At 66.3% G+C, this 25,026-nt stretch carries 23 protein-coding genes and 1 pseudogene; 3 read left to right on the top strand and 21 right to left on the bottom strand.

All coding sequences use genetic code 11. The features are described from left to right. Positions 1 to 269: 269 nt before the first annotated feature. Positions 270 to 2,354: an AsmA family protein gene (locus IB256_RS11450; protein ID WP_192402610.1), complete on the top strand. Its 2,085-nt coding sequence runs from the start codon at positions 270 to 272 to the stop codon at positions 2,352 to 2,354. Between the two features lie 101 nt (positions 2,355 to 2,455). Here the strand turns inward: IB256_RS11450 and IB256_RS11445 are convergent, their stop codons facing one another. The 4 genes from IB256_RS11445 to IB256_RS11430 form a co-directional block, all read right to left on the bottom strand. After that, entirely contained in the window at positions 2,456 to 2,911 is a 456-nt protein-coding gene (locus tag IB256_RS11445) for a GyrI-like domain-containing protein (protein ID WP_192292895.1), read from the bottom strand. Positions 2,912 to 3,065: 154 nt separating this feature from the next. Beyond that, on the bottom strand, positions 3,066 to 3,410 hold the full coding sequence (gene osmE / locus IB256_RS11440; protein WP_138214086.1) for an osmotically-inducible lipoprotein OsmE: 345 nt from the start codon (positions 3,408 to 3,410) through the stop codon (positions 3,066 to 3,068). An 87-nt stretch (positions 3,411 to 3,497) separates the two neighbouring features. Then, the gene (locus tag IB256_RS11435; RefSeq protein ID WP_192292893.1) at positions 3,498 to 3,716 is read right to left on the bottom strand and encodes a hypothetical protein; all 219 of its coding nucleotides are present in this window, start codon (positions 3,714 to 3,716) and stop codon (positions 3,498 to 3,500) included. 72 nt (positions 3,717 to 3,788) lie between these two features. After that, positions 3,789 to 5,054, bottom strand: a complete 1,266-nt coding sequence (locus IB256_RS11430; RefSeq protein WP_192402609.1) for an Hsp70 family protein — start codon at positions 5,052 to 5,054, stop codon at positions 3,789 to 3,791. A 209-nt stretch (positions 5,055 to 5,263) separates the two neighbouring features. Here IB256_RS11430 and IB256_RS11425 point away from each other — a divergent pair, with 209 nt between their 5' ends. Further along, a complete protein-coding gene (locus tag IB256_RS11425; protein WP_017518216.1) occupies positions 5,264 to 6,127 on the top strand; it encodes an isocitrate lyase/PEP mutase family protein in 864 nt (287 codons plus the stop codon). 25 nt (positions 6,128 to 6,152) lie between these two features. On the opposite strand, the gene IB256_RS11420 is transcribed toward IB256_RS11425, so the two are convergent. Beyond that, positions 6,153 to 6,797, bottom strand: coding sequence for a hypothetical protein (locus IB256_RS11420; RefSeq protein ID WP_192292889.1), 645 nt, complete (start codon positions 6,795 to 6,797; stop codon positions 6,153 to 6,155). A gap of 176 nt (positions 6,798 to 6,973) precedes the next feature. Between IB256_RS11420 and IB256_RS11415 the strand changes: the two genes are divergently transcribed. Continuing rightward, a complete protein-coding gene (locus IB256_RS11415) occupies positions 6,974 to 7,240 on the top strand; it encodes a DksA/TraR family C4-type zinc finger protein (RefSeq protein WP_192292887.1) in 267 nt (88 codons plus the stop codon). 71 nt (positions 7,241 to 7,311) lie between these two features. Here IB256_RS11415 and IB256_RS11410 read toward each other — a convergent pair whose 3' ends face one another. From IB256_RS11410 to IB256_RS11335, 16 genes and pseudogenes are all read right to left on the bottom strand, one after another. Next, positions 7,312 to 9,471 (bottom strand): GAF domain-containing protein, encoded by a 2,160-nt coding sequence (locus IB256_RS11410; protein WP_192402608.1) that lies wholly within the window; start codon positions 9,469 to 9,471, stop codon positions 7,312 to 7,314. Then, positions 9,468 to 10,073, bottom strand: coding sequence for a biliverdin-producing heme oxygenase (locus IB256_RS11405; protein ID WP_192292884.1), 606 nt, complete (start codon positions 10,071 to 10,073; stop codon positions 9,468 to 9,470). The genes IB256_RS11410 and IB256_RS11405 overlap by 4 nt, the downstream gene beginning before the upstream one ends. A gap of 180 nt (positions 10,074 to 10,253) precedes the next feature. Continuing rightward, positions 10,254 to 11,840, bottom strand: a pseudogene (locus tag IB256_RS30960) (autotransporter outer membrane beta-barrel domain-containing protein); the annotation flags it as partial. A 1,454-nt stretch (positions 11,841 to 13,294) separates the two neighbouring features. Beyond that, positions 13,295 to 13,621, bottom strand: coding sequence for a hypothetical protein (locus tag IB256_RS11395; protein WP_081515591.1), 327 nt, complete (start codon positions 13,619 to 13,621; stop codon positions 13,295 to 13,297). Between the two features lie 113 nt (positions 13,622 to 13,734). Then, entirely contained in the window at positions 13,735 to 15,435 is a 1,701-nt protein-coding gene (ureC, locus tag IB256_RS11390) for an urease subunit alpha (protein WP_192402600.1), read from the bottom strand. A 32-nt stretch (positions 15,436 to 15,467) separates the two neighbouring features. Beyond that, positions 15,468 to 15,773 carry an urease subunit beta gene (locus tag IB256_RS11385; protein WP_192292878.1) on the bottom strand — a complete coding sequence of 102 codons (306 nt, stop codon included), beginning with the start codon at positions 15,771 to 15,773 and terminating at the stop codon, positions 15,468 to 15,470. Continuing rightward, complete coding sequence (locus tag IB256_RS11380) at positions 15,770 to 16,276, bottom strand: GNAT family N-acetyltransferase (protein WP_192292876.1); 507 nt, start codon at positions 16,274 to 16,276, stop codon at positions 15,770 to 15,772. Before IB256_RS11380 ends, IB256_RS11385 begins: the two co-directional genes overlap by 4 nt. A gap of 73 nt (positions 16,277 to 16,349) precedes the next feature. Then, positions 16,350 to 16,652 carry an urease subunit gamma gene (locus IB256_RS11375; protein ID WP_192292874.1) on the bottom strand — a complete coding sequence of 101 codons (303 nt, stop codon included), beginning with the start codon at positions 16,650 to 16,652 and terminating at the stop codon, positions 16,350 to 16,352. A 1-nt stretch (position 16,653) separates the two neighbouring features. After that, the gene (locus IB256_RS11370; RefSeq protein ID WP_192402598.1) at positions 16,654 to 17,487 is read right to left on the bottom strand and encodes an urease accessory protein UreD; all 834 of its coding nucleotides are present in this window, start codon (positions 17,485 to 17,487) and stop codon (positions 16,654 to 16,656) included. A gap of 234 nt (positions 17,488 to 17,721) precedes the next feature. Beyond that, positions 17,722 to 18,174, bottom strand: coding sequence for a GNAT family N-acetyltransferase (locus IB256_RS11365; protein ID WP_138214098.1), 453 nt, complete (start codon positions 18,172 to 18,174; stop codon positions 17,722 to 17,724). A 77-nt stretch (positions 18,175 to 18,251) separates the two neighbouring features. After that, positions 18,252 to 18,950 (bottom strand): urea ABC transporter ATP-binding subunit UrtE, encoded by a 699-nt coding sequence (gene urtE / locus IB256_RS11360; protein WP_138214099.1) that lies wholly within the window; start codon positions 18,948 to 18,950, stop codon positions 18,252 to 18,254. 108 nt (positions 18,951 to 19,058) lie between these two features. Continuing rightward, entirely contained in the window at positions 19,059 to 19,913 is an 855-nt protein-coding gene (gene urtD, locus IB256_RS11355; RefSeq protein WP_192402596.1) for an urea ABC transporter ATP-binding protein UrtD, read from the bottom strand. Next, positions 19,910 to 20,989 (bottom strand): urea ABC transporter permease subunit UrtC, encoded by a 1,080-nt coding sequence (gene urtC, locus IB256_RS11350; RefSeq protein ID WP_192402594.1) that lies wholly within the window; start codon positions 20,987 to 20,989, stop codon positions 19,910 to 19,912. The genes urtD and urtC overlap by 4 nt, the downstream gene beginning before the upstream one ends. Further along, positions 20,986 to 22,572: an urea ABC transporter permease subunit UrtB gene (gene urtB / locus IB256_RS11345; RefSeq protein ID WP_192292866.1), complete on the bottom strand. Its 1,587-nt coding sequence runs from the start codon at positions 22,570 to 22,572 to the stop codon at positions 20,986 to 20,988. The genes urtC and urtB overlap by 4 nt, the downstream gene beginning before the upstream one ends. Before the next feature lie 185 nt (positions 22,573 to 22,757). Next, positions 22,758 to 24,026, bottom strand: coding sequence for an urea ABC transporter substrate-binding protein (gene urtA / locus IB256_RS11340; protein ID WP_138214103.1), 1,269 nt, complete (start codon positions 24,024 to 24,026; stop codon positions 22,758 to 22,760). A 236-nt stretch (positions 24,027 to 24,262) separates the two neighbouring features. After that, on the bottom strand, positions 24,263 to 24,856 hold the full coding sequence (locus IB256_RS11335) for a MarC family protein (RefSeq protein WP_192292864.1): 594 nt from the start codon (positions 24,854 to 24,856) through the stop codon (positions 24,263 to 24,265). Positions 24,857 to 25,026: the final 170 nt, after the last annotated feature.

Genomic DNA, 25,026 nt, shown 5'->3' with positions numbered 1-25,026 from the left:
CGGCGGGCCGGCGCTGCGATGGCGCGCGGCTTGGTTCGGGTCTCAAGGGTGTGAGTCGCGGGCCGCCTTGAAAGTTTGGTTTTTTTGCCCGGCAACACCGTGGCGCACAATTGCCGCGCAGATTGCGGGAGCCATCACCTCGCTATGCTGGTCCAAGACAACAGGCCAAGGGAGAATGCCGGCCCGGCATGCTCAGGCGGCCGATGATGACCGGCAGCGGCGTGGGGACGTCGCTGCTTCCACCGACGCGGCCAGCAGGGAGTTCAGGTATGACGCGCGGGAAACGAATCTGCCTCTGGAGCTTCACGGGTTTCATCGCGGTGATCGCCGCGCTGGTGGTGTTCATCGCCACCTTCGACTGGAACCGGGTGAAGCCGACCATCAGCGAGAAGGTCTCGGCCGAGCTGGGCCGCCCCTTCGCCATCAACGGCGACCTGCAGGTGTTCTGGCGCACCGAGCCGGAAGAAGGCGGCTGGCGTGCCTATGTGCCGTGGCCGCACTTCAGCGCCGCGGACATCACCCTGGGTAACCCCGACTGGGCGGCCGGCAAGACGCGTTCGACGAACTTTGCCAGCCTGGAGAAGGTGGAGTTCCGCCTCGCCCCGCTGCCGCTGCTGTGGCAGACCGTGAACATCCCGCAGATCGTCCTCACCCGCCCCAGCGCCGATCTGCTGCGGCTCGCGGATGGGCGGGCGACCTGGACCTTCGAGCTGCCGAAAAAGGAAGAAGACCCCAACGCCCCGCCCGAGCAGTCGTCGTGGAAACTGGATATCGGCGAGATCGGCTTCGACAAGGGCAGCGTCACCCTCGATGACCAGCGCCTGAAGACTCGCCTGGAATTGCTGGTGGACCCGCTCGGCAAGCCGGTGCCGTTCGGCGAACTGGCGGGCAAGGCGCTGGCCGGCGGCGACAAGGCCGAGACCCAGGACTATGTGTTCGGCTGGAAGCTCAAGGGCCAGTACAAGGGCCTGCCGCTCAACGGCTCGGGCAAGGTCGGTGGCATGCTCGCCCTGCAGGATGCGGCCAAACCCTTCCCGGTGCAGGCCGACGTCTCCGCCGGCAGCACCCGCGCGAGCATCGTCGGCACGCTGGTCGACCCGCTGAACCTCGGCGCGCTGGACCTGCGCCTGAAACTGGCCGGCACCAGCATGGCCAATCTCTTTCCGCTCACCGGCGTGACCCTGCCCGATACGCCGGCCTACGAGACCGACGGCCGCCTGAAAGCCGAGCTGCACGATTCGGCCGGCGCGCAGTTCCACTACGAGAACTTCAACGGCAAGGTCGGCGACAGCGATCTGCATGGCGACCTGGTGTTCGTCAATCGCCAGCCGCGGCCCAAGCTCTCCGGCAAGCTGCGCTCGGACCAGTTGCGCATGGCCGACCTCGGCCCGCTGATCGGCGCCGACTCCAACAAGGAGAAGCAGGCGCGCGGCCAGAGCACCCGTCAGCCGGCGGACAAGGTGCTGCCGGTGGAGGAGTTCCGCACCGACCGCTGGCGCGCCATGGACGCCGACGTGGAGTTCACCGGCAAGCGCATCGTCCACAGCGACAAGCTGCCAATCAGCGATCTCTACACCCACCTGGTGCTCAACGACGGCCTGCTGACCCTGGAGCCGCTGCGCTTCGGCGTGGCCGGCGGCACGCTGGACTCGCACATCCGCCTGGACGGCAGCAAGACGCCGTTGCAGAGCAAGGTCCAGCTGCAGGCGCGCAGCTTCAAGCTCAAGGAGCTGTTCCCCAGCTTCGCGCCGATGCAGTCGAGCTTCGGCGAGCTGAATGGCGACGCGGCCATCAGCGGCACCGGCAATTCGGTGGCGACCATCCTCGCCGGTGCCAACGGCGAGATGAAGCTACTGATCAACGACGGGCGCATCAGCCGCAGCCTGATGGAGATTGCCGGGCTCAACGTGGGTAACTACGTGGTGAACAAGCTCTTCGGCGATGACGAAGTGAAGATCAACTGCGCCGCTGCCGACGTGGGCATCACCCATGGCCTGGCCAAGCCGCGGGTGTTTGCCTTCGATACCGAGAACGCGATCATCACGGTGGACGGCACGGCCAACTTCGCCACCGAGCAGCTGGACCTGGATATCACTCCGCAGAGTAAGGGCGTACGCATCTTCTCTCTGCGCTCGCCGCTCTATGTGCAGGGCACCTTCAAGAACCCCAAGGCGGGTGTGCATGTGCTGCCGCTGGCGGCCCGCGGCGCGGGGATGGTCGCCCTGGGCGTGGCAGTTGCCCCGGCGGCAGCGCTGCTGGCACTCGTCGCCCCGAGCAAGCAGGACGACAACCAGTGCACCGCGCTGCTGGAACAGATGAAGCAGCCGGTGAAAGCGCCCACGAAGGGCAAGTGAGCTCCTGCCGGTGACGCCAGTGCGCAGGGCGCATAACCCGGTACGGGTTATCCGCCATTCTGGCGGATAACGCTTTAGGCGTTATGCGCCCTACCGGCTGATCAGTAGATCGGGACGTACAGATCGGTTTCCGACGCCGGATCTTCCGGGCCGAGGAAGCGTTCGGTGTAGCGCTCCAGGTCCACGCCTTTCCTCGGCTCCAGCCCGTGGCGCGCCAGCAGGCTGGAATAGATGGCCTGGAAGCTGTCGGCGATGGCGCTGACCGGGCCGATGTGGGTGAACACCGCGTACTTCTGCGCAGGCACCGTGAAGCTGATCATGCCCTCGGGCACGGCCGCGCCGGCATCCACCGGCAGGCCGGCGATGTAGTGGAACTCACCGCCCGGCAGTTGAGTGCAGACGCCATAGGCGGTCTTGTCCGTCGCGCTGGCCGAGACTTCCTGCTCGCGTGGCAGGAAGCGTTGCCACAGCTGGCCGATGCTGTCGCCCGGCGCGCTGCCGCGGAAGTCCATGCCCACCACGTCGAAGGCGGGCAGTTCGATGATGCGGTATTTCATGGGCGGCTCCTGAGATGGCTGCGGGGATGATAGACCGTCAATGCGCGCGGGGAACAACCTCGCGCAAGCCCGCGACGTGTTGCCCGATGAAGGTGCCAGACGAAAAAGCCCCCGCCAGTGGGCGAGGGCATTTTCTTCACCGCTCAGGCCTTGGCTACGGCTGGTAATCACGCTCGTGGCGGTCCAGCTCGGAACAGGTCATGAACCCTGACCCGTCCACCCGGCCACTGCCGTCGAAGCTCACGTAGAAGGGCTGTTGCTGCCCGTCCTTGCTGAGGATGTAGCTGTTGCAGCTGCCCGGCTTCATCAGGCGCTTCTGGGTCGCCGACGGCGTGCCGCCGATCTTCAGGACTTCTTCCTGGCTCATCCCCTTCTCGACATTGCGCACCAGCGGCTGGTCGCGGAAGGTGATGTAGTTGACCGGGTTCTGCACCTTGGTGGAAGCGCAGCCCGCCACCGAGGCCAGTACCAACAGCGCCAGCAGTGATCGCTTGTACATGGTGTTCTCCTTGGTTGAGCAACTCACTCGCTCAACTTGGAGCCTAGGCCATGATCCGGCGTTCAAGAAATCTGCAAGGTGCAGGTCTCACTGGGCTTCTTTCAGGGCATCGTCCAGGCGCTGCTGGTTCTGCACGTTGGCCGCATCGATCTGCTGCTTGAGCTGCTGCATCTGCTGCTGGGCCCCTTGCGCCTGCTGGGCCTGCAGGTTGCCGGTGGTGGCCGCCGTGGCGGCGGTCTCGCCCAGGCCGCAGGCGGAGAGCGCGGCAGCCAGGAGCAGCAAAAGGGGCAGTTGGAGGGGGCGCATGGCGGACTCCGGGCGCGAGGGGTATTACCGCCACACTAGCGCATGGCGGCATTCGCGTCAGTGCGCGGCTGCTCAGCCGTAGCGCTTCATCGCTTCGATGGCCAGGCCGTTGCCGATGCCGCCGAAGCGGTCGCCGTCGATGTGGCGGGCGTTGGGCAGCATCGCCGCCACGCTCTGGCGCAGGGCTGGCACACCGGAGGAGCCGCCGGTGAAGAACACGGTGTCCACCCGCGCCGGGTCGACGTCGGCGCTATGCAGCAGGTCGGTGATGCTGCCCCGCACGCGCTCCAGCAGCGGGCCGATGGCGCCCTCGAACAGCTCGCGACTCAGCTCTGCGACCAGCCCGGTTTCGATGCGGGCGAGGTCAATGTCGCGGCGCTCGGTGTCGGACAGTTCGATCTTGCTGGCTTCCACCTGCATCGCCAGCCAGTGGCCGGCGCGCTGCTCGATGAGCTTGAACAGGCGGTCGATGCCGGTGGCGTCGACGATGTCGTAGCGCATGTTCTGCAGCGCCAGCTGGGACTTCTGCGCGTACACCGCATTGATGGTGTGCCAGGTGGCGAGGTTGAGGTGGTAGCTGGTCGGCATGAAGGCGTCGCTCTTCATCTTGCTGCCGTAGCCGAACAGCGGCATCACGCCCTGGATGCTCAGCTGCTTGTCGAAGTCGGTACCGCCGATGTGTACGCCGCCGGTGGCGAGGATATCGCTCTGACGGTCAGCCACTTCGCGGAGCTCCGGCGACAGGCGCACCAGCGAGAAGTCGGAAGTACCGCCGCCGATGTCGACGATCAGCACCAGTTCTTCACGCTCGATGCTGCGCTCGTAGTCGAAGGCCGCGGCGAGCGGTTCGTACTGGAACGACACGTCCTTGAAACCGAGCTTCTGCGCCACGGCCACCAGGGTGTCCTGGGCTTCCTGGTCGGCCTTGGGATCGTCGTCGACGAAGAACACCGGACGGCCCAGCACCACGGAGTCGAACTCGCGCCCGGCGACGTTCTCGGCGCGCTTCTTCAGCTCGCCGATGAACAGCCCCAGCAGGTCCTTGAACGGCATGGCGCTGCCCAGCACGGTGGTCTCGCTTTTCAGCAGCGAGGAGCCCAGCAGGCTTTTCAGCGAGCGCATCAGGCGGCCTTCGTAGCCTTCCAGGTACTCGTGCAGGGCCAGGCGGCCGTATACCGGACGGCGTTCCTCGACGTTGAAGAAGATCACCGAGGGCAGGGTGATCTTGTCGTCCTCCAGGGCGATCAGCGGTTCGCTGTCCGGACGCCACCAGCCGACGGTGGAGTTGGAGGTGCCGAAGTCGATGCCCAGGGCGCGGGCCGCAGTGGTCGGGAACATGATGCGGAGGTGTCCGGAGAAAAAACGGCCGCGCAGTGTACGCGAGTGTTCGCCGAAATTCAGGGTATCCGTCGGAAGACTATGGTGGCAAAGAGGGCTTGGGGAGTAGCTTGTAGTTTTGCTACATTGTGTTCCTGTAGTTTTCCTACAAGAGTTCTCCACTATCTGATTTCCGTTCTCCCACCCCGTACAAGCAGTTGGATCCCACCATGCACAGAGCCTCCTTCCACGAATTGCGCAAGGATTTCCGCGCCTTACTGAATTCTTCAGCCTGCTATCACACCGCTTCGGTGTTCGACCCAATGTCCGCGCGTATCGCCGGCGACCTGGGATTCGAAGTGGGCATCCTGGGCGGTTCTGTAGCTTCACTACAAGTTTTGGCGGCGCCTGACTTCGCGCTGATCACCCTGAGCGAATTCACCGAGCAGGCCACCCGCATCGGTCGTGTCGCCCGCCTACCGGTGATCGCCGACGCCGACCACGGCTATGGCAACGCGCTGAACACCATGCGCACCATTGTCGAACTGGAACGCGCCGGCGTGGCCGCGCTGACCATCGAGGACACCCTGCTGCCCGCGCAATTCGGCCGCAAGTCCACCGACCTGATCCCGGTCGAGGAAGGTGTCGGCAAGATCCGCGCGGCGCTGGAAGCGCGCATCGACTCGGAAATGGCGATCATCGCCCGCACCAACGCCGAAGTGCTGGAAGTGGACGACGTGATCCGCCGCACCCTGGCCTACCAGGCTGCCGGCGCCGACGGCATCTGCATGGTCGGCATCCGCGATTTCGACCACCTGGAAGCCATCTCGCGCCACCTGTCCGTGCCGCTGATGCTGGTGTCCTACGGCAACCCCGAGCTGCGCGACGACGCGCGCCTCGCCGAGCTGGGCGTGCGCATCGTGGTCGACGGTCATGCTGCCTACTTCGCGGCGATCAAGGCCACCTACGACTGCCTGCGCGAGCAGCGCGGCGTGCATGCCTCCGACCTGACCGCTTCGGAGCTGGCGAAGAAGTACACGCTGCCCGAGGAGTACCAGATCTGGGCGCGCGAATACATGGAAGTCAAAGAGTAGGACCGCCTGTTCTGTCCTGTGCCGCTCAGCGACGCGGCAGATGCGCCAGCAGGTATTCGACCTGGGCGTTGAAGGGATAAAGCAGAGTGCCCTCGGGTTTCTCCGCCTTGCGCAGGTAGCTCCAGCGCGAGAGCAGGGAGTCCCGGCTGGCACCGGCGGGTAGCGCTGCCAGACGTTCGTCGATCAGCTCCTGCAGTTCCCCGATGCGCGCTGCATCGCCCTCACTTTCCTTCCCCAGCAAACGCCCGTTGGCCCGCCGTGCCTCCAGCAGCGCCAGCTCGCGCAACTCGTCTTCAATCCCCTGCGATGCCGGCTCCCGCGCGAGGATGAAGGTGTCGAACAGCCCGGCCACTTCCCGCGTCTGCGCCACTGCATTCTGCAGATTCGCGTCCTTCTGCGAGTATGCCGCGCGCACCTGTTCCAGGGTCTGCCGATAGAGCTGCCAGAGGTCCTGCAGGTTGGCCGCATTCTTCTGCTGCGACAGCTGTTGTTCGAAACCCGGCCCGAGGCGCTCCAGCCGCGCCAGGAAGCGTTCGTCGCCGGTGGCGCTGTACAGCAGCAGGTAGCGCTCCATGTCGCGCAGGCTGGCATCCACGGCATCGGCATTGGCAGCGCGCGGCAACAGGCCGGCGAGCAGGAGGCTGGCGATCAGGGTGCAGGCTTGGCGCATGGCGGGGTTCCGATAGTCAGAGGTCTCCTGATTCTCGGCAGGCATGCCGGTGCGGACCATCAGACGTATCTGGTTTCCCGGCGACGCACTCGTCGCTTCCCGCGCCATCGCCCTTGCAATCACCGCCGCCGCCCTGCATATCTTCAGAAGACACGACTATTCCACGGGAGGTCGCCATGGCCAGCGGCTGGGCAAACGACGGAGCGGTTCAGGAGCAGATCGACAGCACCATCGAGGATGCCATCGCACGGGCGCGCAACCAGATGCCCAAGGGCGAGAGCCTGACCCATTGCGAGGAATGCGATGCGGCTATCCCCGAGGCTCGGCGCAAGGCCATCCCCGGCGTGCGCCTGTGCGTGAACTGCCAGGCCGAGCATGACAAGGAGCAGGCGACCTATGCCGGCTACAACCGCCGGGGCAGCAAGGACAGCCAGTTGCGTTGAGAGGCTCTCGCTCGACAGGAAAACGGCGCCCATGGGGCGCCGTTTTTCGTGGGGAGCTATCGGCACGCGGGTCAGGCCTTGAGCGGCACCAGCACGCTGAAGGCGATGATACCGTCGGCCTGCTCCACTTCGATGCGGCCGCCGTGGGCGCTGACGATGGCCTGGGAAATGTACAGGCCGATGCCCAGCCCGCTCTTGTTGCGGGCATGGCCGCCGGCGTCCTGCTTGAATGGTTCGAAGAGGTTGGCGATGCGCACCTCATCCAGCGCTTCGGCTTCGTTGAGGATGCTCAGCCGCGCCAACTCGCCCTGGCGGCGCAGTTCCACCAGCACCGGACGGCCGGGGCGGCCATGGTGACGGGCGTTGCTCAGCAGGTTGGCGATCACCTGCAGGTAGCGGTCCGGGTCGACTTGCGCCTGCACGCCCTCCTCGATGGCGGTCTCGATGGACAGGCCCGGATAGGCCACGTCGGTTTCCTGGACGATATCGCGCACCAGCCGCGAGAGGTCGGCGGCCACCGGCTTTACGGTCATCCCCGCACCGCTCTGCAGCCGGCTCATCTCCAGGATCTGGCTGATCAGGCGTTCCATGCGGCTGCTGGAGTAGGTGATGTGCTGACGCAGTTCGGCGTTGCGCACGTCGCTGGAGGAAAGCATCGCCGCCGCCATGGAGATCGACTGCAACGGGTTGCGCAGGTCGTGGCCGAGCACGGCGATCAGGCGCTGGCGCATGCGGTCGATCTCGCCGGCGCGGTTCAGGCACAGCTCCACCAGTTCGGTGCGCAGCTTCTCGGCGATGGAGAGGTCGATGCCGGTCCAGGGCATGGAGCGCCCGCGCACGACTTCTTCCCAGGCTTCGAACGAGCCGCGCGGGGTCAGGCGCGCGCCGGAGGGGCCGGTCTTGACGATCTTCTCCGGCTTGCCGCCCCAGCGGATGCGGTGTACCTGCTCCAGGCGCAGCCAGACGATCCAGCCCGATTCCTGGCGATGGAAACGGATCGCCATGACGCCGCAGTAGCGCGGGTCGTGCGGGCCATCGGGCAGTTCCAGGCGCTGGTCGCTGTGGAACAGGTCCAGTTCTTCGTCCTGCTGCAGTTGGGCGACCATGGCCACCGCCAGGTCGTCGAAGTCACCGCCGATGCTGCTGGCGCGCCCGCCGAGCATCACCACCGCGCCGTCGCACGGCAGCAGGTCGGCGATGCTGGCGCCGGGGCGTGACAGCGCGCTGAGCAGGTCGTCGGAGTCGCGGGTGCGGCGCAGCAGCGCCTGCTGGCGCTCGGAGGCCTGGCGCAGCAGTTCGCTGACGCGGCTCTGCTCCAGGCGTTCGACCATGGCGCTGCACACCTGGGAAAATACCTGGAACGACATGCGGATCGGGTAGGGCACCACCTTCGGGCTCATGTGGTGGCAGGAGAACAGCCCCCACAGGCGCCCGCCGACCACGATGGAAATGCTCATCGACGCGCGCACGCCCATGTTGGCGAGGTACTCGCAATGGATCGGCGAGACGCTGCGCAGGGTGCTGAAACTCAGGTCGAACGGCTTGCCGCTGCCCGGGTTCAGCGTGGGGCGCACGGCCACCGGCTGGTAGGCCGCGTCGCCGATCAGGCGCACCGGGTTCTGCAGGTACAGGCGCCGCGCCTGGGCGGGAATGTCCGAGGCCGGGTAGCGTTGGCCGAGGTAGCTTTCCAGGTCCTCGCGGCGGGATTCGGCGACCACCTCGCCGGAGTCGTCCTCGTTGAAGCGGTAGGCCATCACGCGGTCGTAGCCGGTCATCCGCCGCACTTCCTCGGTGACGCTGACCAGCAGGCTCTCGACGTCGTTGCGCAACTGCAGCTGGCTGACCAGGCGCTGGGCGTTGAGGGCGAAGGTGGTGAAGGACGCGGTCCCGGCAGCGCGCCTCTCGAATTCCAGGTAGCGCACGCCGTCATGGCTGTGGCCGATCACGTCGAAGAAGCGCCGGTTGATCCGCGCTTCCACGCTGTTGACCCAGGGGCCTGCTTCATTGAGCCCTTCAGCGAGCATCGCCAGCACGCCGGGGCCGACGTCCGCCTCGGCCAGTGGCTCGCCCAGCGTCGGGGCGATGCCCAGCAGGGTGCCGAGGTTGTCGCTGAAGCCGAGCACGCGGCCCTGTTCGTCGAGGGCGATCAGCGCGCCGTGGGGCTGGATCGCGCCCGGCACATGGATGGGTTCGTCCTCGCAGTTGGCGAGGGTGACCGTCTGCTCGCTCATGCCGGGACCGCCCGGTTCGGGGCGACGTCCAGCACCCAGTCGCGGAACGAAGTGAAGGCGCACACGGCGGCAGCCTGGGCGCGGGAGATGTCCTCGGCAGTGGTGACATGCTCGCCCAGCAGGCGCTGGAAGGCGCTCCAGCGTTTGCCGGTGTGTTCGCCGTAGCCCTGCAGCCAGTGCAGCGGCAGCGGTTCCAGCGATGCCTTGAGACGCTTGTAGAGCACCCGGCCGCCCAGGGTCGCGCCCTCGGCGACGTAGGCGATGCCGAAGGCTTCGGCGAGGTTGATCGCGACCGGCGCGGCGGGGCAGTCGGGCAGATCGGCGCAGGCCTGCGAGCCGGCCTGCAGATCGGCTTCCAGCCATTGGCTCTTGCCGCGTCGCAGCCGCGCATCTTCTGCGTCAGGCCAGAGCGGCCAGAGGGCTTGCTCCAGCGGGCGCATCCAGCCCAGCACGCGGGCAGCGTGGTCGAGGTAGTCGGCCTGGGTCAGTGCGGCAGTGAGAGGGGAGCGACTGTCGAGGTCGGCATGCAGCTCATGGGTGGCGGCGCGCAAGGCAGCCAGCGCGGGCGAGATGCCCGGGCGTTCGTTCGGTTGCGAAGTCATCGCCGTCATCGCGGGTCCACCTTTTTCTTCGAGCTGCAGAGCATAGCAGTTCGGGTTGTACGACCGGGGCGATAGGGGAAAAGTTGATCGAAATGTCAGGCTCCCGGCTCTGCCAGGGGCGTCGTACGCACGAAGAAAAGCCGCCACGCATTGCGCGCGGCGGCCCGGTTCACGGCGCGGTCAGAAGTTGACCTTCAGGCTCAGCGTCACCGCCTGGTCGCGGTAGCCGTTGTCGCCGAACTGCTTGCCCACTTCACCCCAGACGTTGACCCGGCTGTTCACCTTGCTGGTGGCGCCGAGTTTGACTTCGAAGATGTCGCTGGCGCCGTCCATTTCGAACTTCGTGCTGCCCATCTTCGCGCCGAAGTCGTCGGTGTTGTGGATCCAGTTGGTTTCCACGTAGGGCTCCACACCGTAGGTGTTGGCGAAGCCGCCTTGCTGGTTGCTGCGCACGGCGGCGCGGGCACCCAGGCGGGTCATGATGTTGCCGTCGCCCTGGCCGGTGACCTTGGTGCCATTGGCCTCGCGGTGGGTATCGGCCTTCACGCCCATGTAGACGATCTGCGCCTGCGGCTGGACGTAGTAGCTGGCGCTTTTGGTCTTCGCCACGGTGAAGGTCTTGCCGGCCTCGAGGGAGGCGGTGATGCCCTTGGCGTCGTATTTCTCCTTGGCCAGTTGCTCGCCGCGCACTTCAGCATCGAAGTCATTCCACAACACCCAGCTGTCGACGTAGGCGCCGTTCTCGTCCTCCTTGTTCTCGTACCAGGTGCCATAGACGCCGAGGCTGTAACCGTCGATCTCGCCGCGCGAGCGGTAGCCGGTAATTCGCGATCTGGTCGTGGAGTTGCCGTTGGCGTAGCCGGCCATCACGCCGACGACCCAGTCGCCGTTGTCGGTCTGCTTGCGGTACAGGTCGCTGCCCAGTTGCAGCACGTAGCGGTTGGACTCGGTCTTCAGCTGCCCGGTGCTGTCTTCCCAGCGGCTGGAGCCGTCGACGTTGCGCATCCAGAGCATCGAAGTGACCTGCTTGCCGGTGTCCGGATCGACGTAGGTCAGGTTGCCGGTGCGGTCATGCAAGCGGTGCAGGAACATCGTGTTGGCCGCCGCGAGGTTGGCGGTGTAGCTGCCGCCTTCGGGCTGGCGCACGCGGTCCTTGTCGCTTGGGGCGGGTTGTTCTGGCACCGGGTTGGTCGGGCCCGGATCGACGGGGCCTGGCTCTTCGGGGCCGGGATCGACAGGACCGGGATCTTCCGGACCCGGATCGACGGGGCCTGGCTCTTCGGGGCCGGGATCGACAGGATCGGGATCTTCCGGCTCCGGATCGGGCCCAGGGCCGGGGCCCGGATCGATCGGGTCCGGATCTTCCGGTTCGGACGGCTTGTAGGAGGTCAGGTACCAGTCGCTGTCCGCGCCGGTGGAGCCGACGAAGCTGCCGCCACGGCGGAGCATGTACTCGTAGCCGCCCTCGGTTACCCGGCTGGAGGTGAACTCGCCGGCGGAGGTGCCGCCGACGGTGATCATCTGGATGCCCTCCAGGGTCTGCGCGCCGGGGCCGCCGGTGTTGTTGACTGTCACCAGCGTCTCGCCCGAGGTGCTGCCGGTGACGGCCAACTTGTCGGTCTCGGAGCTGTCGTCGCCCAGGTAGGTGTTCATCACCAGGTGGCCGCCGCCGGTGAAGTCGCCATCCACCGTCAGGGTCTTGTAGGTGTACTCGCCGTGCTCGTCGTGGCGGTCGTAGATCAGCTGCGCGCCATTGGTCAGCGAGAGGTTGGTGAGGTTGGCGTTGCCGGTCATGAACCACTGGCTGGCGGCTCCGTCCATGGCCAGGTCGATCACCCCGTCGGTGGCGGTGCTGGTGGTTCCGTTGAGGTAGGAGCCGGCGGCCATCTTCAGGTCGAGCCTGCCCTGGTTCTCGGCATAGAGCGCAACGCCCTTGCGGTTGGCGAGGTCGTCTGCGGCGCTGCTGTCGAGCACGTAGATCGCGGCGTTCTCCGAGACGATGCTGGAGTCCGCACCGTTGGCGGCCATGGCGCGGTTGCCGTCGGTGACGGTGACTTTCGTGTCACCGAGCAAGTGAACCTGGCCGCCTCGATCACCGCTGGCTGCTGCCAGGGTTTGCACATAGATGCCGTACGCGGCGGAGTGACTGGTGGAAATATCGGTGCTGCCCAGGGTTATCTCGCCGCCGCGGTTGGCGAAAACGCCATGGGCCGCGCTGCCGGACGTTCGGATCACGCTGTCATCACCCACGGTGACCGTGGCATCCCCGGTGAAGGTCGCTGCACCGGTATTGCGGTTGCCGGCATACACAGCGTAGCCATTACCGTCGGAGGAGTTGCCTCCGGCCCCGGTGGTGGTGATCTGTGCGCGGTCACCGAGGGTGATGCTGTTGGTTCCACCGTTCTTCGAGGTATTGGCGCGCACGCCAATGCCGGAGGTGCTGATCACCGCGTCGTCGCCAACGGTCACGGATGAGTTATAGGCGTTCTCGGTGACGTTGATACCGTCGGCGGAGAATCCGGTGGTCTTGATAGTCAGGCTATCGAAATTGAAGACGTTGGTGCCGTTGTTGGCCTGGATGGCATCGGCATAGATACCGCCGGTAGTGATCGATAGCGTGTCGATGCTTTGCCGGGTGCTGTTGCCGTAGATGCCGAAACCACGCAGCCCGCCGGTGCCGCCGGTGGCGCCAATTGTGGTGCCGGTGTTGATCACGACATTCTTGTAACCCGTGGGGTTGCCGTAATACAGCGTCACATCGCAGGTATAGGTATCGCCACTGCCTGAGCAGCCGGCAGCTGCCATGCCGGCCTGCCCCGCCAGGGCGATGGCCAACGCGATGTGCGAGGCCAGAAGGGTCTTGGTAAAGCGCATTGCAAACCTCCTTGCACCGCTCGCCGTGGGGCGATGCGGGGCGGGTTTCCAGCGCCTGTGTGAGCCTGTCCTGGCGGGAGATCGGAGGGTTCCGGATCGGGATCCTGCTTTCGCTGGAAGTTGCTTTGGGGAGGCGCGGTCGCGAGTGTTTGCGCCACGCCGGACCCGCGGCCGGTAAGGGCTCTGGCGGATCAGTGGGCACATTGTTCAGCGCGCGTTCAGGTTGCCGAATAAGACGAATCTCAATCGGCGGCCAGCGGGGCGGGGGATGGGGAAAAGCTTGATTTATGGCAAGGGTGGAAGCCGGACCGCGCATTGCGCACCGGTCCGGAAAAGCGCAGAGGGCCTTACTTGTTCAGCTTGACCACGTCACCGGAAACGGTGGTGGTGTAGCCGCTCAGGACCCAGGCCCAGAACCAGTTTTCCTGGACCTGGGTGTTGATCAGCGCGTCGCCGCCCTTGGCTTTGACGGCGGCATCCTGGGCGCGCACGAAGCGGTTGTTCTGCTGGATCGGAATAACGCCGAACAGCATGATCCCAGTGGCCTTGCCTTCACCGTGACCGATCACGGTGTACTGCTCGGGGCTGTAGTTCTGGGTCTTCATCGGGGTGCCGGTGCAGCCGGCGATGGCGGCGGTGGCCAGCAGGGTGGCGGCGATACGGGAAAACTTCACATGACTCTCCTGAGATACAACCCCCGGGACTCTTTCCCAGGGGGAGCGCAGGGTAGCCATCATCGCGCGGCAACGGAAGCCGGCAATGCGTCGCGTCTCACGAGGGGCGCTCTTCAGAAGAGGAAGTACCGCTGCGCCATCGGTAGCACGTCGGCCGGTTCGCACCACAGCAACTGACCGTCCGCGCGCACCTGGTAGTTCTGCGCATCGACCTCGATGTGCGGCAGGTAGGCGTTGTGGATCAGGTCGGTCTTCTGCACGCTGCGGCAGCCCTTCACCACGCCGATGGCCTTGCGCAGGCCCAGTTCGTGGTGCACGCCGAGGTCGAACGCGGCCTGGCTGAGAAAGGTCAGGCAGGTGGCGTGGCGGCTGCCGCCGAAGCTCGCGAACATCGGTCGGTAGTGCACCGGCTGCGGCGTCGGAATCGACGCGTTGGCGTCGCCCATCAGGCTCGCGGCGATGGCGCCACCCTTGAGGATCAGACTTGGCTTCACGCCGAAGAAGGCCGGGCGCCAGAGCACCAGGTCAGCCAGCTTGCCCACTTCGATGCTGCCCACTTCATGGGCCACGCCATGGGTGATTGCCGGGTTGATGGTGTACTTGGCGATGTAGCGTTTCGCGCGGAAGTTGTCGTTGCGCACGCCGTCGCCGTCCAGTGCGCCGCGCTGTTTTTTCATCTTGTCGGCGGTCTGCCAGGTGCGCGTGATCACTTCGCCGACGCGGCCCATGGCCTGGCTGTCGGAGCTGATCATGCTGAAGGCGCCAAGGTCGTGGAGGATGTCCTCGGCAGCGATGGTCTCGCGGCGGATGCGCGATTCGGCGAAGGCCACGTCCTCGGCGATGCTCGGGTCCAGGTGATGGCAGACCATGAGCATGTCCAGGTGTTCGTCGATGGTGTTGCGGGTGAAGGGCCGGGTCGGGTTGGTCGAGCTGGGCAGCACGTTGGCGAAGCCGCAGGCCTTGATGATGTCCGGCGCGTGGCCGCCACCGGCGCCTTCGGTGTGGTAGGTGTGGATGGTGCGGCCCTTGAACGCGGCGAGGGTGGTTTCGACGAAGCCGGATTCGTTGAGGGTGTCGGTGTGGATCGCCACCTGCACGTCGAGGCGATCGGCCACGGTCAGGCAGTTGTCGATGGCCGCCGGGGTGGTGCCCCAGTCCTCGTGCAGCTTCAGGCCGATGGCGCCGGCGCGCACCTGTTCCTCCAGCGGCAGCGGCAGGCTGGCGTTGCCCTTGCCGGTAAAGCCGATGTTCATCGGGAAGGCATCCGCGGCCTGGAGCATGCGCGCCATGTGCCAGGGACCGGAGGTGCAGGTAGTGGCGTTGGTGCCGGTGGCCGGGCCGGTGCCGCCGCCGATCATGGTGGTGACTCCGCTCATCAGCGCCTCTTCGATCTGCTGCGGGCAGATGAAGTGGATGTGCGTGTCGATGCCACCGGCGGTGAGGATCATGCCTTCGCCGGCGATCACTTCGGTGCTGGCGCCCAGGGCGATGGTCACGCCGGGCTGGATGTCCGGGTTGCCGGCCTTGCCGATGGCGGCGATGCGCCCATGCTTGAGGCCAACGTCGGCCTTGACGATGCCCCAGTGGTCGAGGATCAGCGCGTTGGTGATCACCGTGTCGACGACCTGTGCGGCGCACAGCTGGCTCTGGCCCATGCCGTCGCGGATGACCTTGCCGCCGCCGAACTTCACTTCCTCGCCGTAGACGGTGAAGTCCTGCTCCACCTCGATCCACAGGCCGGTATCGGCCAGTCGCACGCGGTCGCCGACGGTGGGGCCGAACATGTCGGCGTAGGCTTGTCTGCTGATCTTCATCCAGCGCTCCTTGGCTGTTGTCCTGCGGGCGCTCAGAGGCTGCCCATCACCCGTCCGGCGAATCCGTAAACCTTGCGCTCGCCGGCCAGCTCGACCAGCTCCACTTCGCGGCTCTGCCCCGGCTCGAAGCGCACGGCGGTACCCGCCGGGATGTTCAGGCGCATGCCGCGCGCCGCGTCGCGGTCGAACAGCAGCGCGTCGTTGGTCTCGAAGAAGTGGTAGTGCGAGCCGACCTGGACCGGCCGGTCGCCGCTGTTGGCCACCGTCAGGGCGAGGGTGCGGCGGCCAGCGTTGAGTTCGATCTCGCCGGGCAGGATGTCGTATTCGCCAGGGATCATGGGGAGCTCCGTGGGTCGAGGATCAGTTGCATGAAGGTCAGGTCGAGCCAGCGGCCGAACTTCTGGCCCACCTGCGGCATCTGCCCGCTGGTGATGAAACCCAGGCGTTCGTGCAGACGGATCGACGCGATGTTGCCGCTCTCGATGGCCGCGACCATCACGTGCAGGCCCTGGGCGCGGGCGCGCTCGATCAGCGCCTGCATCAGCAGCGGGCCGAGGCCCTTGCCGCGCTGGTCGGCACGCACGTAGACCGAGTGTTCGACCGTCTCGCGGAAGCCGTCGAAGGCGCGCCACGGGCCGTAGCTGGCGTAGCCCACCACTTCGCCGCCGTCATCGGCCACCAGTACCGGGAAGCCTTGCTGCGCGCGCATTTCCAGCCAGGCGCGGCGGTTCTCCAGGTCGATGGCGACCTCGTTCCAGATGGCGGTGGTGTTGAGCACGGCGTCGTTGTAGATGTCGCGCAGACTGCCGAGGTCGGCTTGGCTGGCGTCGCGGATGAGCATGTCGGTTCCTCAGGTTCGTCGGGCAAATGAAGCGGTACGCTTCATTTGCCATTGTCTTTGCACCGCTGTGCGATCAGGCGATGGGCTGGTGCACGGTGACCAGCTTGGTGCCGTCCGGGAAGGTGGCTTCCACCTGGATCTCCGGGATCATTTCCGGCACGCCTTCCATCACCTGTTCACGGGTCAGCAGCGTGGTGCCGTAGTGCATCAGGTCGGCGACCGTCTGGCCATCCCGCGCGCCTTCAAGCAGCGCGGCGGAGATCAGCGCCACGGCCTCCGGGTAGTTGAGTTTTACACCACGGGCGAGGCGGCGCTCGGCGACCAGGCCGGCGGTGAAGATCAGCAGCTTGTCCTTCTCGCGGGGAGTCAGGTCCATGTCAGGTGCTCCAGATTCGGGGAGGAACGGCCTCGCGGCCGAGCAGCGCGGGCCGCAGCCGGCGCCAGAGTTCGATGAGCCAGGCGCGGGCGTGCAGCGCCTCATGGGCGAGGCTGCGGGCGACCACCAGGCCGGGCAGTTGGGTGAGGTTGCCGCGGCCCAGGCAGGGGATGGCGCGGCAGGCTTCGAGCAGTTCGGCGTCGATCTGCCCGCTGGCGATCAGCGTCGCCATCACCGGGTGGCCGGCCAGACCGATGGGCGAGTCGAGCAGGCGGTCGTTGCCGGTCACGCGCTGGCGTTCATGCCACAGGCGCTGGCCGTCGCGGCAGATATCCAGGGCTGCGGTGAAATGGCCACTTTCGAAGCGTTCGCCACTGGCGGGGCGGCCGAGAGCGACGACGTCCCAGTAGAACAGCCGGGCGTCCGCTTCGAGGTCGATGCGGGTGGCCAGCTCGGTCTGGGCGCCGGAGTAGACGATGGTTTCCTGCGGCAGCCATTCCAGCGTGGCGCCGGAAGCGACGCGGATGTCCAGCTGCTGCTTCGCCGGGCAGCCGGCGCGGTACCACTTGGCCGCGCCGGGGCTGGTGAGCTGCGCCCAGCTGTCCTGGCCGGCGTGGATATCGAGGTTCAGCGTATCGCCTCCGGCGATGCCGCCGGGCGGGTGCACGACGATGTGCTGGCAGACCTGCGGCCCTTCCGCGTACAGGTGCTTCTGCACCCGCAGCGGCCCGAGGTGACGCCGGGTGACCGGCCGCGTGCCGTCGCCGATGCGGGCGTAGGCCAGCTCAAGCTCGGCATGCCAGGCGGGGTGAAAGAGGGTGGCTGGTGCGTTCATGGGCAGCTGCGAAACCAGGGATGCTCAGGACAGAGCAATCAGCGTGCCGGGATGCGCCAGGATAGTGCGTCGCGCACTTCAGACGTGCGGAAAGACAGCGTCGACGCGGGTTCGACGAAGGTCGAGGCGATTGTCCGATCGGTCAGGTATGGGCGCGGTTGCGGTGCATTGAGGGGTTAGGCGCACCGCATTGGTGCGGAGTTTTCCTGCAGGACCGCCAGGTCGTGGGGTCGCTCAGCCCAGCTGCTTGCGCATGTACACGCGGCGGAAGCCGTTCTCCAGCCGGCGCGCGTATTCCTGGTAGCCGTTCTTCGCGTACAGCTCGATGTTCTCCACCATGCGCTCGTTGGTGTAGAGGTACAGCGACTGGTAGCCCAGTTGCACGGCGGCCTCTTCGGCATGCACCAGCAGTTCGCGGCCGATGCCTTGCCCTGCGCACTCGGGCAGCACGGCGATGTTGTCGAGCAGGAAGCCCTCGTCGGTCTCGCGCATCACCAGCAGGCCGACCGGTGCGCCGTCCTGTTCGGCGATCAGCACGCGGTCCTCGGCGATCACCGCGTGGTAGTCGTCGAGCATCGGCCCTGGCTTGCGGCCCAGCTTGGGAATCCACTGGGCGTAGGCCGCCGCCACGCAGACCGCGGCGAATCCGGCGTCGTCGTTGACGGCGGGGCGCAGGGTGATCGGCATGGCAGGCTCCAGGAAAAACGGATACGGGGCCTGGCAGCTTGCCACCCGCCGCCGTCATCCGCCAGTGACAGGTCGTCTCAGATGGTCACCAGCCCGCGTACGCCGTCGCTTTCCATGTCTGCGCCACGGCCCTGCTGGACGATCTCGCCACGGGACATCACCAGGTACTGATCGGCCAGTTCGGCGGCGAAATCGTAGAACTGCTCCACCAGCAGGATGGCCATGTCGCCCCGTTCGGCGAGCTTGCGGATCACCGCGCCGATCTCCTTGATCACCGAGGGCTGGATGCCTTCGGTGGGCTCGTCGAGGATCAGCAGGCGCGGTCGGCTGGCCAGCGCGCGGCCGATGGCGAGCTGTTGCTGCTGGCCGCCGGAAAGATCGCCGCCGCGACGCTGCTTCATCTCCCGCAGCACCGGGAACAACTCGTAGATGAACTCGGGCACGGCCTTGGCTTCGCCGGCGCTGAAGCGCGACAGGCCCATCAGCAGGTTTTCCTCCACCGTCAGGCGCGGAAAGATTTCCCGCCCCTGGGGCACGTAGGCGATGCCGGCATGCACGCGCTGGTGCGGCTTGAAACCGGTGATCGGCTTGCCCTCCCAGCTGACCTTGCCGTCCTTGGCCGGCACCAGGCCCATCAGGCAGCGCAGCAGCGTGGTCTTGCCCACGCCGTTGCGCCCGAGCAGGCAGGTGACCTCGCCGATCTTCGCGTCGAACGACAGGCCACGCAGGATGTGGCTGCCGCCGTAGTACTGGTGCAGTTTGTCGACTTGCAGCATGGCGTGTTCCTTGGAATCGGGCTGCGGCGGATAACGCTGCGCGTTATGCGCCCTACGGTTGGCTCTGGCGTAGGGCGAATGAAGCGGAACGCTTCATCCGCCATCGTTCTAACGCCCCAGATAAACCTCGATAACCTGCTCGTTCGCCTGCACGTCCTCCAGCGAACCCTCGGCCAGTACGTGCCCCTGGTGCAGCACGCTGACGTGGTCGGCGATGCTGCCGACGAAGCCCATGTCGTGCTCCACCACCATCAGCGAATGCTGGCCGGCAAGGGACTTGAACAGCTCGGCGGTGAACTCGGTCTCGGCGTCGGTCATGCCGGCCACCGGCTCGTCCAGCAGCAACAGTTGCGGCTCCTGCACCAGCAGCATGCCGATCTCCAGGAACTGCTTCTGCCCGTGGGAGAGCAGCCCGGCGGGGCGGTTGCGCGACTCGCGCAGGCGGATGGTGGTGAGCACTTGCTCGATGCGGTCCTTCTGCTCGCCGGAGAGCTTCGCCCGCAGGCTGGCCCACACCGACTTGTCGGTCTTCTGCGCGAGCTCCAGGTTCTCGAACACCGAGAGCGCCTCGAATACCGTGGGCTTCTGGAACTTGCGACCGATGCCGGCCTGGGCGATCTCCACCTCGCTCATGCGAGTGAGGTCGAGGGTTTCGCCGAAGTAGGCCTTGCCGTTGTCCGGACGGGTCTTGCCGGTGATCACGTCCATCAGCGTGGTCTTGCCCGCGCCGTTGGGGCCGATGATGCAGCGCAGTTCGCCGACGCCGATGTACAGCGTGAGGTCGCGCAGGGCGCGGAAGCCATCGAAGCTGACATTGATGTCTTCCAGGGTGAGGATGGTGCCGTGGCGCACGTCCAGCTGGCCGCTGGCGCTCGAGCCGATGCCGATGGCATCGCGGCTCGCGCCCGGGTCGCGGTTGGGATCGTAGGCCGGTTCCAGCATCAGGTGGGGGACCGCTCTCATTGCTCTTTCTCCCGCTTGATCAGGCCGAGGATGCCGCGCGGCAGGTACAGGGTGACGATGATGAACAGCGCGCCGAGGAAGAACAGCCAGTACTCGGGGAAGGCGACCGTGAACCAGCTCTTCGCGCCGTTCACCACGCCTGCGCCGAGCAGCGGGCCGATCAGCGTGCCGCGCCCGCCGAGGGCGACCCAGACGGCGGCCTCGATGGAGTTGGTCGGCGACATTTCACTGGGATTGATGATGCCGACCAGCGGCACGAACAGCGCACCGGCGAGACCGCAGAGCACGGCGCTCAGGGTCCAGACGAAGAGCTTGTAGCCGCGCGGGTCGTAGCCGCAGAACATCAGGCGGTTCTCGGCATCGCGCAAGGCGGTGAGCACCCGGCCGAACTTGCTGCGCGCCAGGGCGAAGCCAATGGCCAGGCTCGCCGCCAGCAGCAGGACGATGGCGATGAACAGCGCCGCGCGGGTGCCCGGCGCGGTGATGGAGAAGCCGAGGATGCTGCGGAAGTTGGTGAAGCCGTTGTTGCCGCCGAAGCCCGTCTCGTTGCGGAAGAACAGCAGCATGCCGGCGAAGGTCAGCGCCTGGGTCATGATCGAGAAGTACACGCCCTTGATCCGCGAGCGGAAGGCGAAGAAGCCGAACACCAGCGCCAGCAGGCCGGGCGCCAGCACCACCAGGCACAGGGCCCAGAGGAAGTGTTGGGTGCCGGCCCAGTACCAGGGCAGCTCCGTCCAGGAGAGAAAGGTCATGAACGCAGGCAACTGGTCGCCGGCCGCCTCGCGCATCAGGTACATGCCCATGGCGTAGCCGCCGAGGGCGAAGAACAGCCCGTGACCCAGCGACAGCAGGCCGGCGTAGCCCCAGACCAGGTCCAGTGCCAGCGCGACGATGGCGTAGCAGAGGATCTTGCCGGTGAGCGTCAGGCCGTAGGCGGAAAGGTGCAGCGCGTGGCTCTCCGGCAGCAGGTGCAGCAGCGGCAGGATCAGCAGCGCGACGAGGGCGGCGCCGACGAGTCCGGCGGTGAGTTTCGGGCCGGCCTTCTGCGCGGCCGTCACGGTGAGTGGCTGGTTCAATCGATGACCCTCCCTTTCAGAGCGAAGAGCCCCTGCGGACGTTTCTGGATGAACAGGATGATCAGCGCGAGGATCAGGATCTTGCCCAGCACGGCGCCGATCTGCGGTTCGAGGATCTTGTTCGCCACGCCCAGGCCGAAGGCGGCGAAGACGCTGCCGGCGAGCTGGCCGACACCGCCGAGTACCACCACCAGGAAGGAGTCGATGATGTAGCTCTGGCCCAGGTCCGGGCCGACGTTGCCGACCTGCGACAGCGCCACGCCACCGAGGCCTGCGATGCCCGAGCCGAGGCCGAAGGCGAGCATGTCCACGCGGCCGGTGGGCACGCCGCAGCAGGCGGCCATGTTGCGGTTCTGGGTGACGGCGCGGACGTTCAGGCCCAGCCGTGTACGGTTGAGCAGCAGCCAGGTGAGTGCCAGCACGAACAGCGCGAAGCCGATGATGACGATGCGGTTCCACGGCAGCACGAGGTTGGGCAGCACCTGGATGCCGCCGGACAGCCAGGCCGGGTTGGCCACCTCGACGTTCTGCGCGCCGAACAGCACGCGCACCAGTTGGATCAGCACCAGGCTGATGCCCCAGGTAGCGAGCAGGGTTTCCAGCGGGCGGCCGTAGAGATGACGGATCACCGTACGCTCCAGCGCCATGCCGATGCACGCGGTGACCAGGAAGGCCACCGGTAGCGCGAGCAGCGGGTAAAGCTCCAGTACTCCGGGCGCATAACGCTGGCAGAGCAACTGCACCACGTAGGTGGAGTAGGCGCCGAGCATCAGCATTTCGCCGTGGGCCATGTTGATCACCCCGAGCAGGCCGTAGGTGATGGCCAGGCCCAGGGCGGCGAGCAGCAGGATCGAGCCCAGCGACAGGCCGCTGAAGGCCTGGCCGAGCAGGTCGCCCATCAGCAGCCGGCGCTTGACCTGGCCGAGGCTGGTGGCGGCGGCGGTGCGTACCGAATCGTCGGGTTCGACGGCGGGATCGAGCAGATTCTCCAGGCGAGTGCGTGCCTGCGGGTCGCCGGACTCGCCCAGCAGGCGCACGGCGGAGAGGCGCACCGCCGGAGCCGGGTCGGCCAGCTGCAGGTTGGCCAGGGCCAGTTGCAGGGCGGCTTTTACGCCGTCGTTGGATTCTTCGTTGAGGCGATATTCCAGCAGCGTGCGTTGCGCCGGGCGGGCGCTCTTCTGCAGCTGGCGGGCGGCTTCAAGACGCACGTCGACGCTGTCGGCGACCAGCTGGTGGCTGGCCATGGCGGTGTTCACCAGGCCGCGCAGGCGGTTGTTCAGGCGCAGCTTGTCGGGCTCGCCGACCGGCGCGGCGCCGCCATCCGCGGGCTGGTATTGCCCTGCGTCACCGAGGAGGAAGGCACGGCCCTGCGCATCGACGGCGAGGCGGCCGGACTGGATAGCTTCCAGCAACGGCAGGCGGTCGGCGTCGGGCGCGGCGGCCCATTGTTCGAGCAGTCTGGCGCGGGCGTCGTTGTCGGCGCTGGCGAAGTCCTGCGCGGGGCCGGCGACGGCGAGCTGCGGTAGCAGCGCGACTAGCGTCATGGCGCAGAGGCGGAGCAGGTGGAGCAAGGCAGTGGGCATCTTCGGAGTTCCCTGGGCAGCCGTGTGGGGCGGTTTGCCCTCTCCCTGCCCCTCTCCCTGAAGGGAGAGGGGACGTTCAGCCGACCTCGGGAGTGGTCGATTGCGCCGTGCCATCGGCTACGCGCCGAACGGCTCCCTCTCCCTTCAGGGAGAGGGCTGGGGAGAGGGGCTTTACAGACGGGTACTCAGTTACTGCGCACCGCGTAATCCGGCTTCTTGTCGTTGCCCGGAATGAACGGGCTCCACGGCTGGGCGCGGATCGGCTCGGGGGTCTTCCAGACCACGTTGAACTGACCGTTGTCCTCGATCTCGCCGATCATCACCGGCTTGTGCAGGTGATGGTTGGTCTTGTCCATGGTCAGGGTGAAGCCCGACGGCGCCTTGAAGGTCTGCCCGCCCATGGCCTCGCGGACCTTGTCGACATCAGTGCTGCCGGCTTTCTGCGCGGCCTGCGCCCACATGTGGATGCCGACGTAGGTGGCCTCCATCGGGTCGTTGGTCACCGCAGTGCTGTAGTTGGGCAGGTTCTTGGCCTTGGCGTAGGCCTTCCAGTCAGCGACGAACTTGCTGTTCTCCGGATTCTTCACCGATTCGAAGTAGTTCCACGCGGCAAGGTTGCCCACCAGCGGCTTGGTATCGATGCCGCGCAGTTCTTCCTCGCCCACGGAGAAGGCCACCACGGGTACTTCGGTGGCTTCCAGGCCCTGGTTGGCCAGCTCCTTGTAGAACGGCACGTTGGAGTCGCCGTTGACGGTGGAGATCACCGCGGTCTTGCCGCCGGCGGAGAACTTCTTGATGTCGGCGACGATGGTTTGATAGTCGCTGTGGCCGAACGGCGTGTAGACCTCCTGGATATCCTTGTCGGCCACGCCCTTGCTGTGCAGGAAGGCGCGCAGGATCTTGTTGGTGGTGCGCGGGTAGACGTAGTCGGTGCCCAGCAGGAAGAAGCGCTTGGCGGCGCCGCCGTCCTCGCTCATCAGGTATTCCACCGCCGGGATGGCCTGCTGGTTCGGCGCAGCACCGGTGTAGAAGACGTTGGGCGACATTTCCTCACCCTCGTACTGCACCGGGTAGAACAGCAGGCCGTTGAGCTCCTCGAACACCGGCAGCACGGATTTGCGCGACACACTGGTCCAGCAGCCGAAGACCACCGCGACCTTGTCCTGGGTCAGCAACTGGCGCGCCTTCTCGGCGAACAGCGGCCAGTTCGAAGCCGGGTCGACCACCACCGCCTCGAGCTGCTTGCCGTTCACCCCGCCCTTGGCGTTGATCTCGTCGATGGTCATCAGCGCCATGTCCTTGAGCGAGGTCTCGGAGATCGCCATGGTGCCGGACAGCGAATGCAGGATGCCGACCTTGATGGTCTCGGCGGCCTGGGAGCTGAACGGGAACAGACCGGTGAGCAGCAGGGCGCTCATGGCCAGCGTACTTTTCAACAGCGGACGACGTTTCATCGCGGCAGCCTCCTTGGCTATCCAGGGGCGGGGAGTTGCCGGTGCGGCAGCTTCCCCGGAAATGGGGCGATCCCGCGCGGGATCGCAGCTGCCATCGCAGCATCCGTGCCAAACAGGCAAAAGCCTTGGCGCAGATGGGCTGCACGCGATTTTCTGTCGTAATGGTGAGGTTTTTCAGTGCGCAGCTTTGGTGCGCCGAACGCTCTTTGGTGCGCGGCGCTCCCCAAAGGAGCGCGTCATTGCGGGAGGAAGTAGCCGCGCACGCCGGTCATGATGATCTGCGCGGCGAGGGCGCAGACGAACAGCCCCATCAGGCGGCTGACGATCATCAGGCCCTGTTCGCCGAGGACCTTCTCGATCTTGTCCGAGAGGTAGAGCGTGACGCCGACGGTCAGGCAGGCGAGGAAGATCGCCGCCAGGGCCTGCAGCTTGTGCTCCCAGTCCTGGTTCACGCCCATCACCAGCAGCGCACCGATGGTGCCGGGGCCGACGGTGATGGGGATGGTCAGCGGGACGATGGTGACGTCCTGCTGCACGTTGTCCGCCTGCACCGCCGAGCGCCCCTGGGCCATCCCCAGCGCAGAGATGAACAGCACGCTGCCCGCGCCGATGCGGAAGGCGTCGGCGGTGATGCCGAACAGGGTGAAGATGTAGCGCCCGAACAGGTACAGCAACACGCTGGCGATCAGTGCCGCCAGGGCCACGCGCCAGGCCATGCGCTTGCGGTCGCGCGGGGCGAAGCCGCGGTTGAGGCTGATGAAGCAGGACAGGACGAAGAAGGGGCTATAGAGCACCAGCATCTTCAGGTACACGCTGAACATCACTTGCATGGGAACGACTCGTCCGGATTGAGAGGGCGCGGCAGGGCAAAGCATAGCGGCTGGGGCGGCGGGTGGCATTGCGGCGGGGCAGGCGCGCGTTGGTTCTTGCTCGCCGATTGCACTGGTGGGTGCCGACGCTTCCTGTAGGAACGCCCCATGGGCTCGCACCTACAGGGTGA

The sequence above is a fragment of the Pseudomonas sp. PDM17 genome, from assembly GCF_014851985.1.
Classification (GTDB): Bacteria; Pseudomonadota; Gammaproteobacteria; order Pseudomonadales; family Pseudomonadaceae; genus Pseudomonas.
Note: the sequence above shows the minus strand (reverse complement) of the source record. Positions and strands in the feature narration are given on the sequence as shown.

What these genes read in the sequence shown, in the direction of transcription:
- IB256_RS11370 (WP_192402598.1), bottom strand. Translation starts at nt 17,487, where the DNA reads ATGAACGCACCAGCCACCCTCTTTCACCCCGCCTGGCATGCCGAGCTT.
- IB256_RS11385 (WP_192292878.1), bottom strand. Translation starts at nt 15,773, where the DNA reads ATGATCCCTGGCGAATACGACATCCTGCCCGGCGAGATCGAACTCAAC.
- IB256_RS11420 (WP_192292889.1), bottom strand. Translation starts at nt 6,797, where the DNA reads ATGCGCCAAGCCTGCACCCTGATCGCCAGCCTCCTGCTCGCCGGCCTG.
- IB256_RS11445 (WP_192292895.1), bottom strand. Translation starts at nt 2,911, where the DNA reads ATGAAATACCGCATCATCGAACTGCCCGCCTTCGACGTGGTGGGCATG.
- urtE (WP_138214099.1), bottom strand. Translation starts at nt 18,950, where the DNA reads ATGCTGCAAGTCGACAAACTGCACCAGTACTACGGCGGCAGCCACATC.
- IB256_RS11375 (WP_192292874.1), bottom strand. Translation starts at nt 16,652, where the DNA reads ATGGACCTGACTCCCCGCGAGAAGGACAAGCTGCTGATCTTCACCGCC.
- IB256_RS11450 (WP_192402610.1), top strand. Translation starts at nt 270, where the DNA reads ATGACGCGCGGGAAACGAATCTGCCTCTGGAGCTTCACGGGTTTCATC.
- IB256_RS11365 (WP_138214098.1), bottom strand. Translation starts at nt 18,174, where the DNA reads ATGCCGATCACCCTGCGCCCCGCCGTCAACGACGACGCCGGATTCGCC.
- urtA (WP_138214103.1), bottom strand. Translation starts at nt 24,026, where the DNA reads ATGAAACGTCGTCCGCTGTTGAAAAGTACGCTGGCCATGAGCGCCCTG.
- IB256_RS11380 (WP_192292876.1), bottom strand. Translation starts at nt 16,276, where the DNA reads ATGCTCATCCGCGACGCCAGCCAAGCCGACCTCGGCAGTCTGCGCGAC.
- ureC (WP_192402600.1), bottom strand. Translation starts at nt 15,435, where the DNA reads ATGAAGATCAGCAGACAAGCCTACGCCGACATGTTCGGCCCCACCGTC.
- IB256_RS11410 (WP_192402608.1), bottom strand. Translation starts at nt 9,471, where the DNA reads ATGAGCGAGCAGACGGTCACCCTCGCCAACTGCGAGGACGAACCCATC.
- osmE (WP_138214086.1), bottom strand. Translation starts at nt 3,410, where the DNA reads ATGTACAAGCGATCACTGCTGGCGCTGTTGGTACTGGCCTCGGTGGCG.
- IB256_RS11405 (WP_192292884.1), bottom strand. Translation starts at nt 10,073, where the DNA reads ATGACTTCGCAACCGAACGAACGCCCGGGCATCTCGCCCGCGCTGGCT.
- urtB (WP_192292866.1), bottom strand. Translation starts at nt 22,572, where the DNA reads ATGCCCACTGCCTTGCTCCACCTGCTCCGCCTCTGCGCCATGACGCTA.
- IB256_RS11435 (WP_192292893.1), bottom strand. Translation starts at nt 3,716, where the DNA reads ATGCGCCCCCTCCAACTGCCCCTTTTGCTGCTCCTGGCTGCCGCGCTC.
- IB256_RS11335 (WP_192292864.1), bottom strand. Translation starts at nt 24,856, where the DNA reads ATGCAAGTGATGTTCAGCGTGTACCTGAAGATGCTGGTGCTCTATAGC.
- urtD (WP_192402596.1), bottom strand. Translation starts at nt 19,913, where the DNA reads ATGAGAGCGGTCCCCCACCTGATGCTGGAACCGGCCTACGATCCCAAC.
- IB256_RS11430 (WP_192402609.1), bottom strand. Translation starts at nt 5,054, where the DNA reads ATGTTCCCGACCACTGCGGCCCGCGCCCTGGGCATCGACTTCGGCACC.
- IB256_RS11415 (WP_192292887.1), top strand. Translation starts at nt 6,974, where the DNA reads ATGGCCAGCGGCTGGGCAAACGACGGAGCGGTTCAGGAGCAGATCGAC.
- IB256_RS11425 (WP_017518216.1), top strand. Translation starts at nt 5,264, where the DNA reads ATGCACAGAGCCTCCTTCCACGAATTGCGCAAGGATTTCCGCGCCTTA.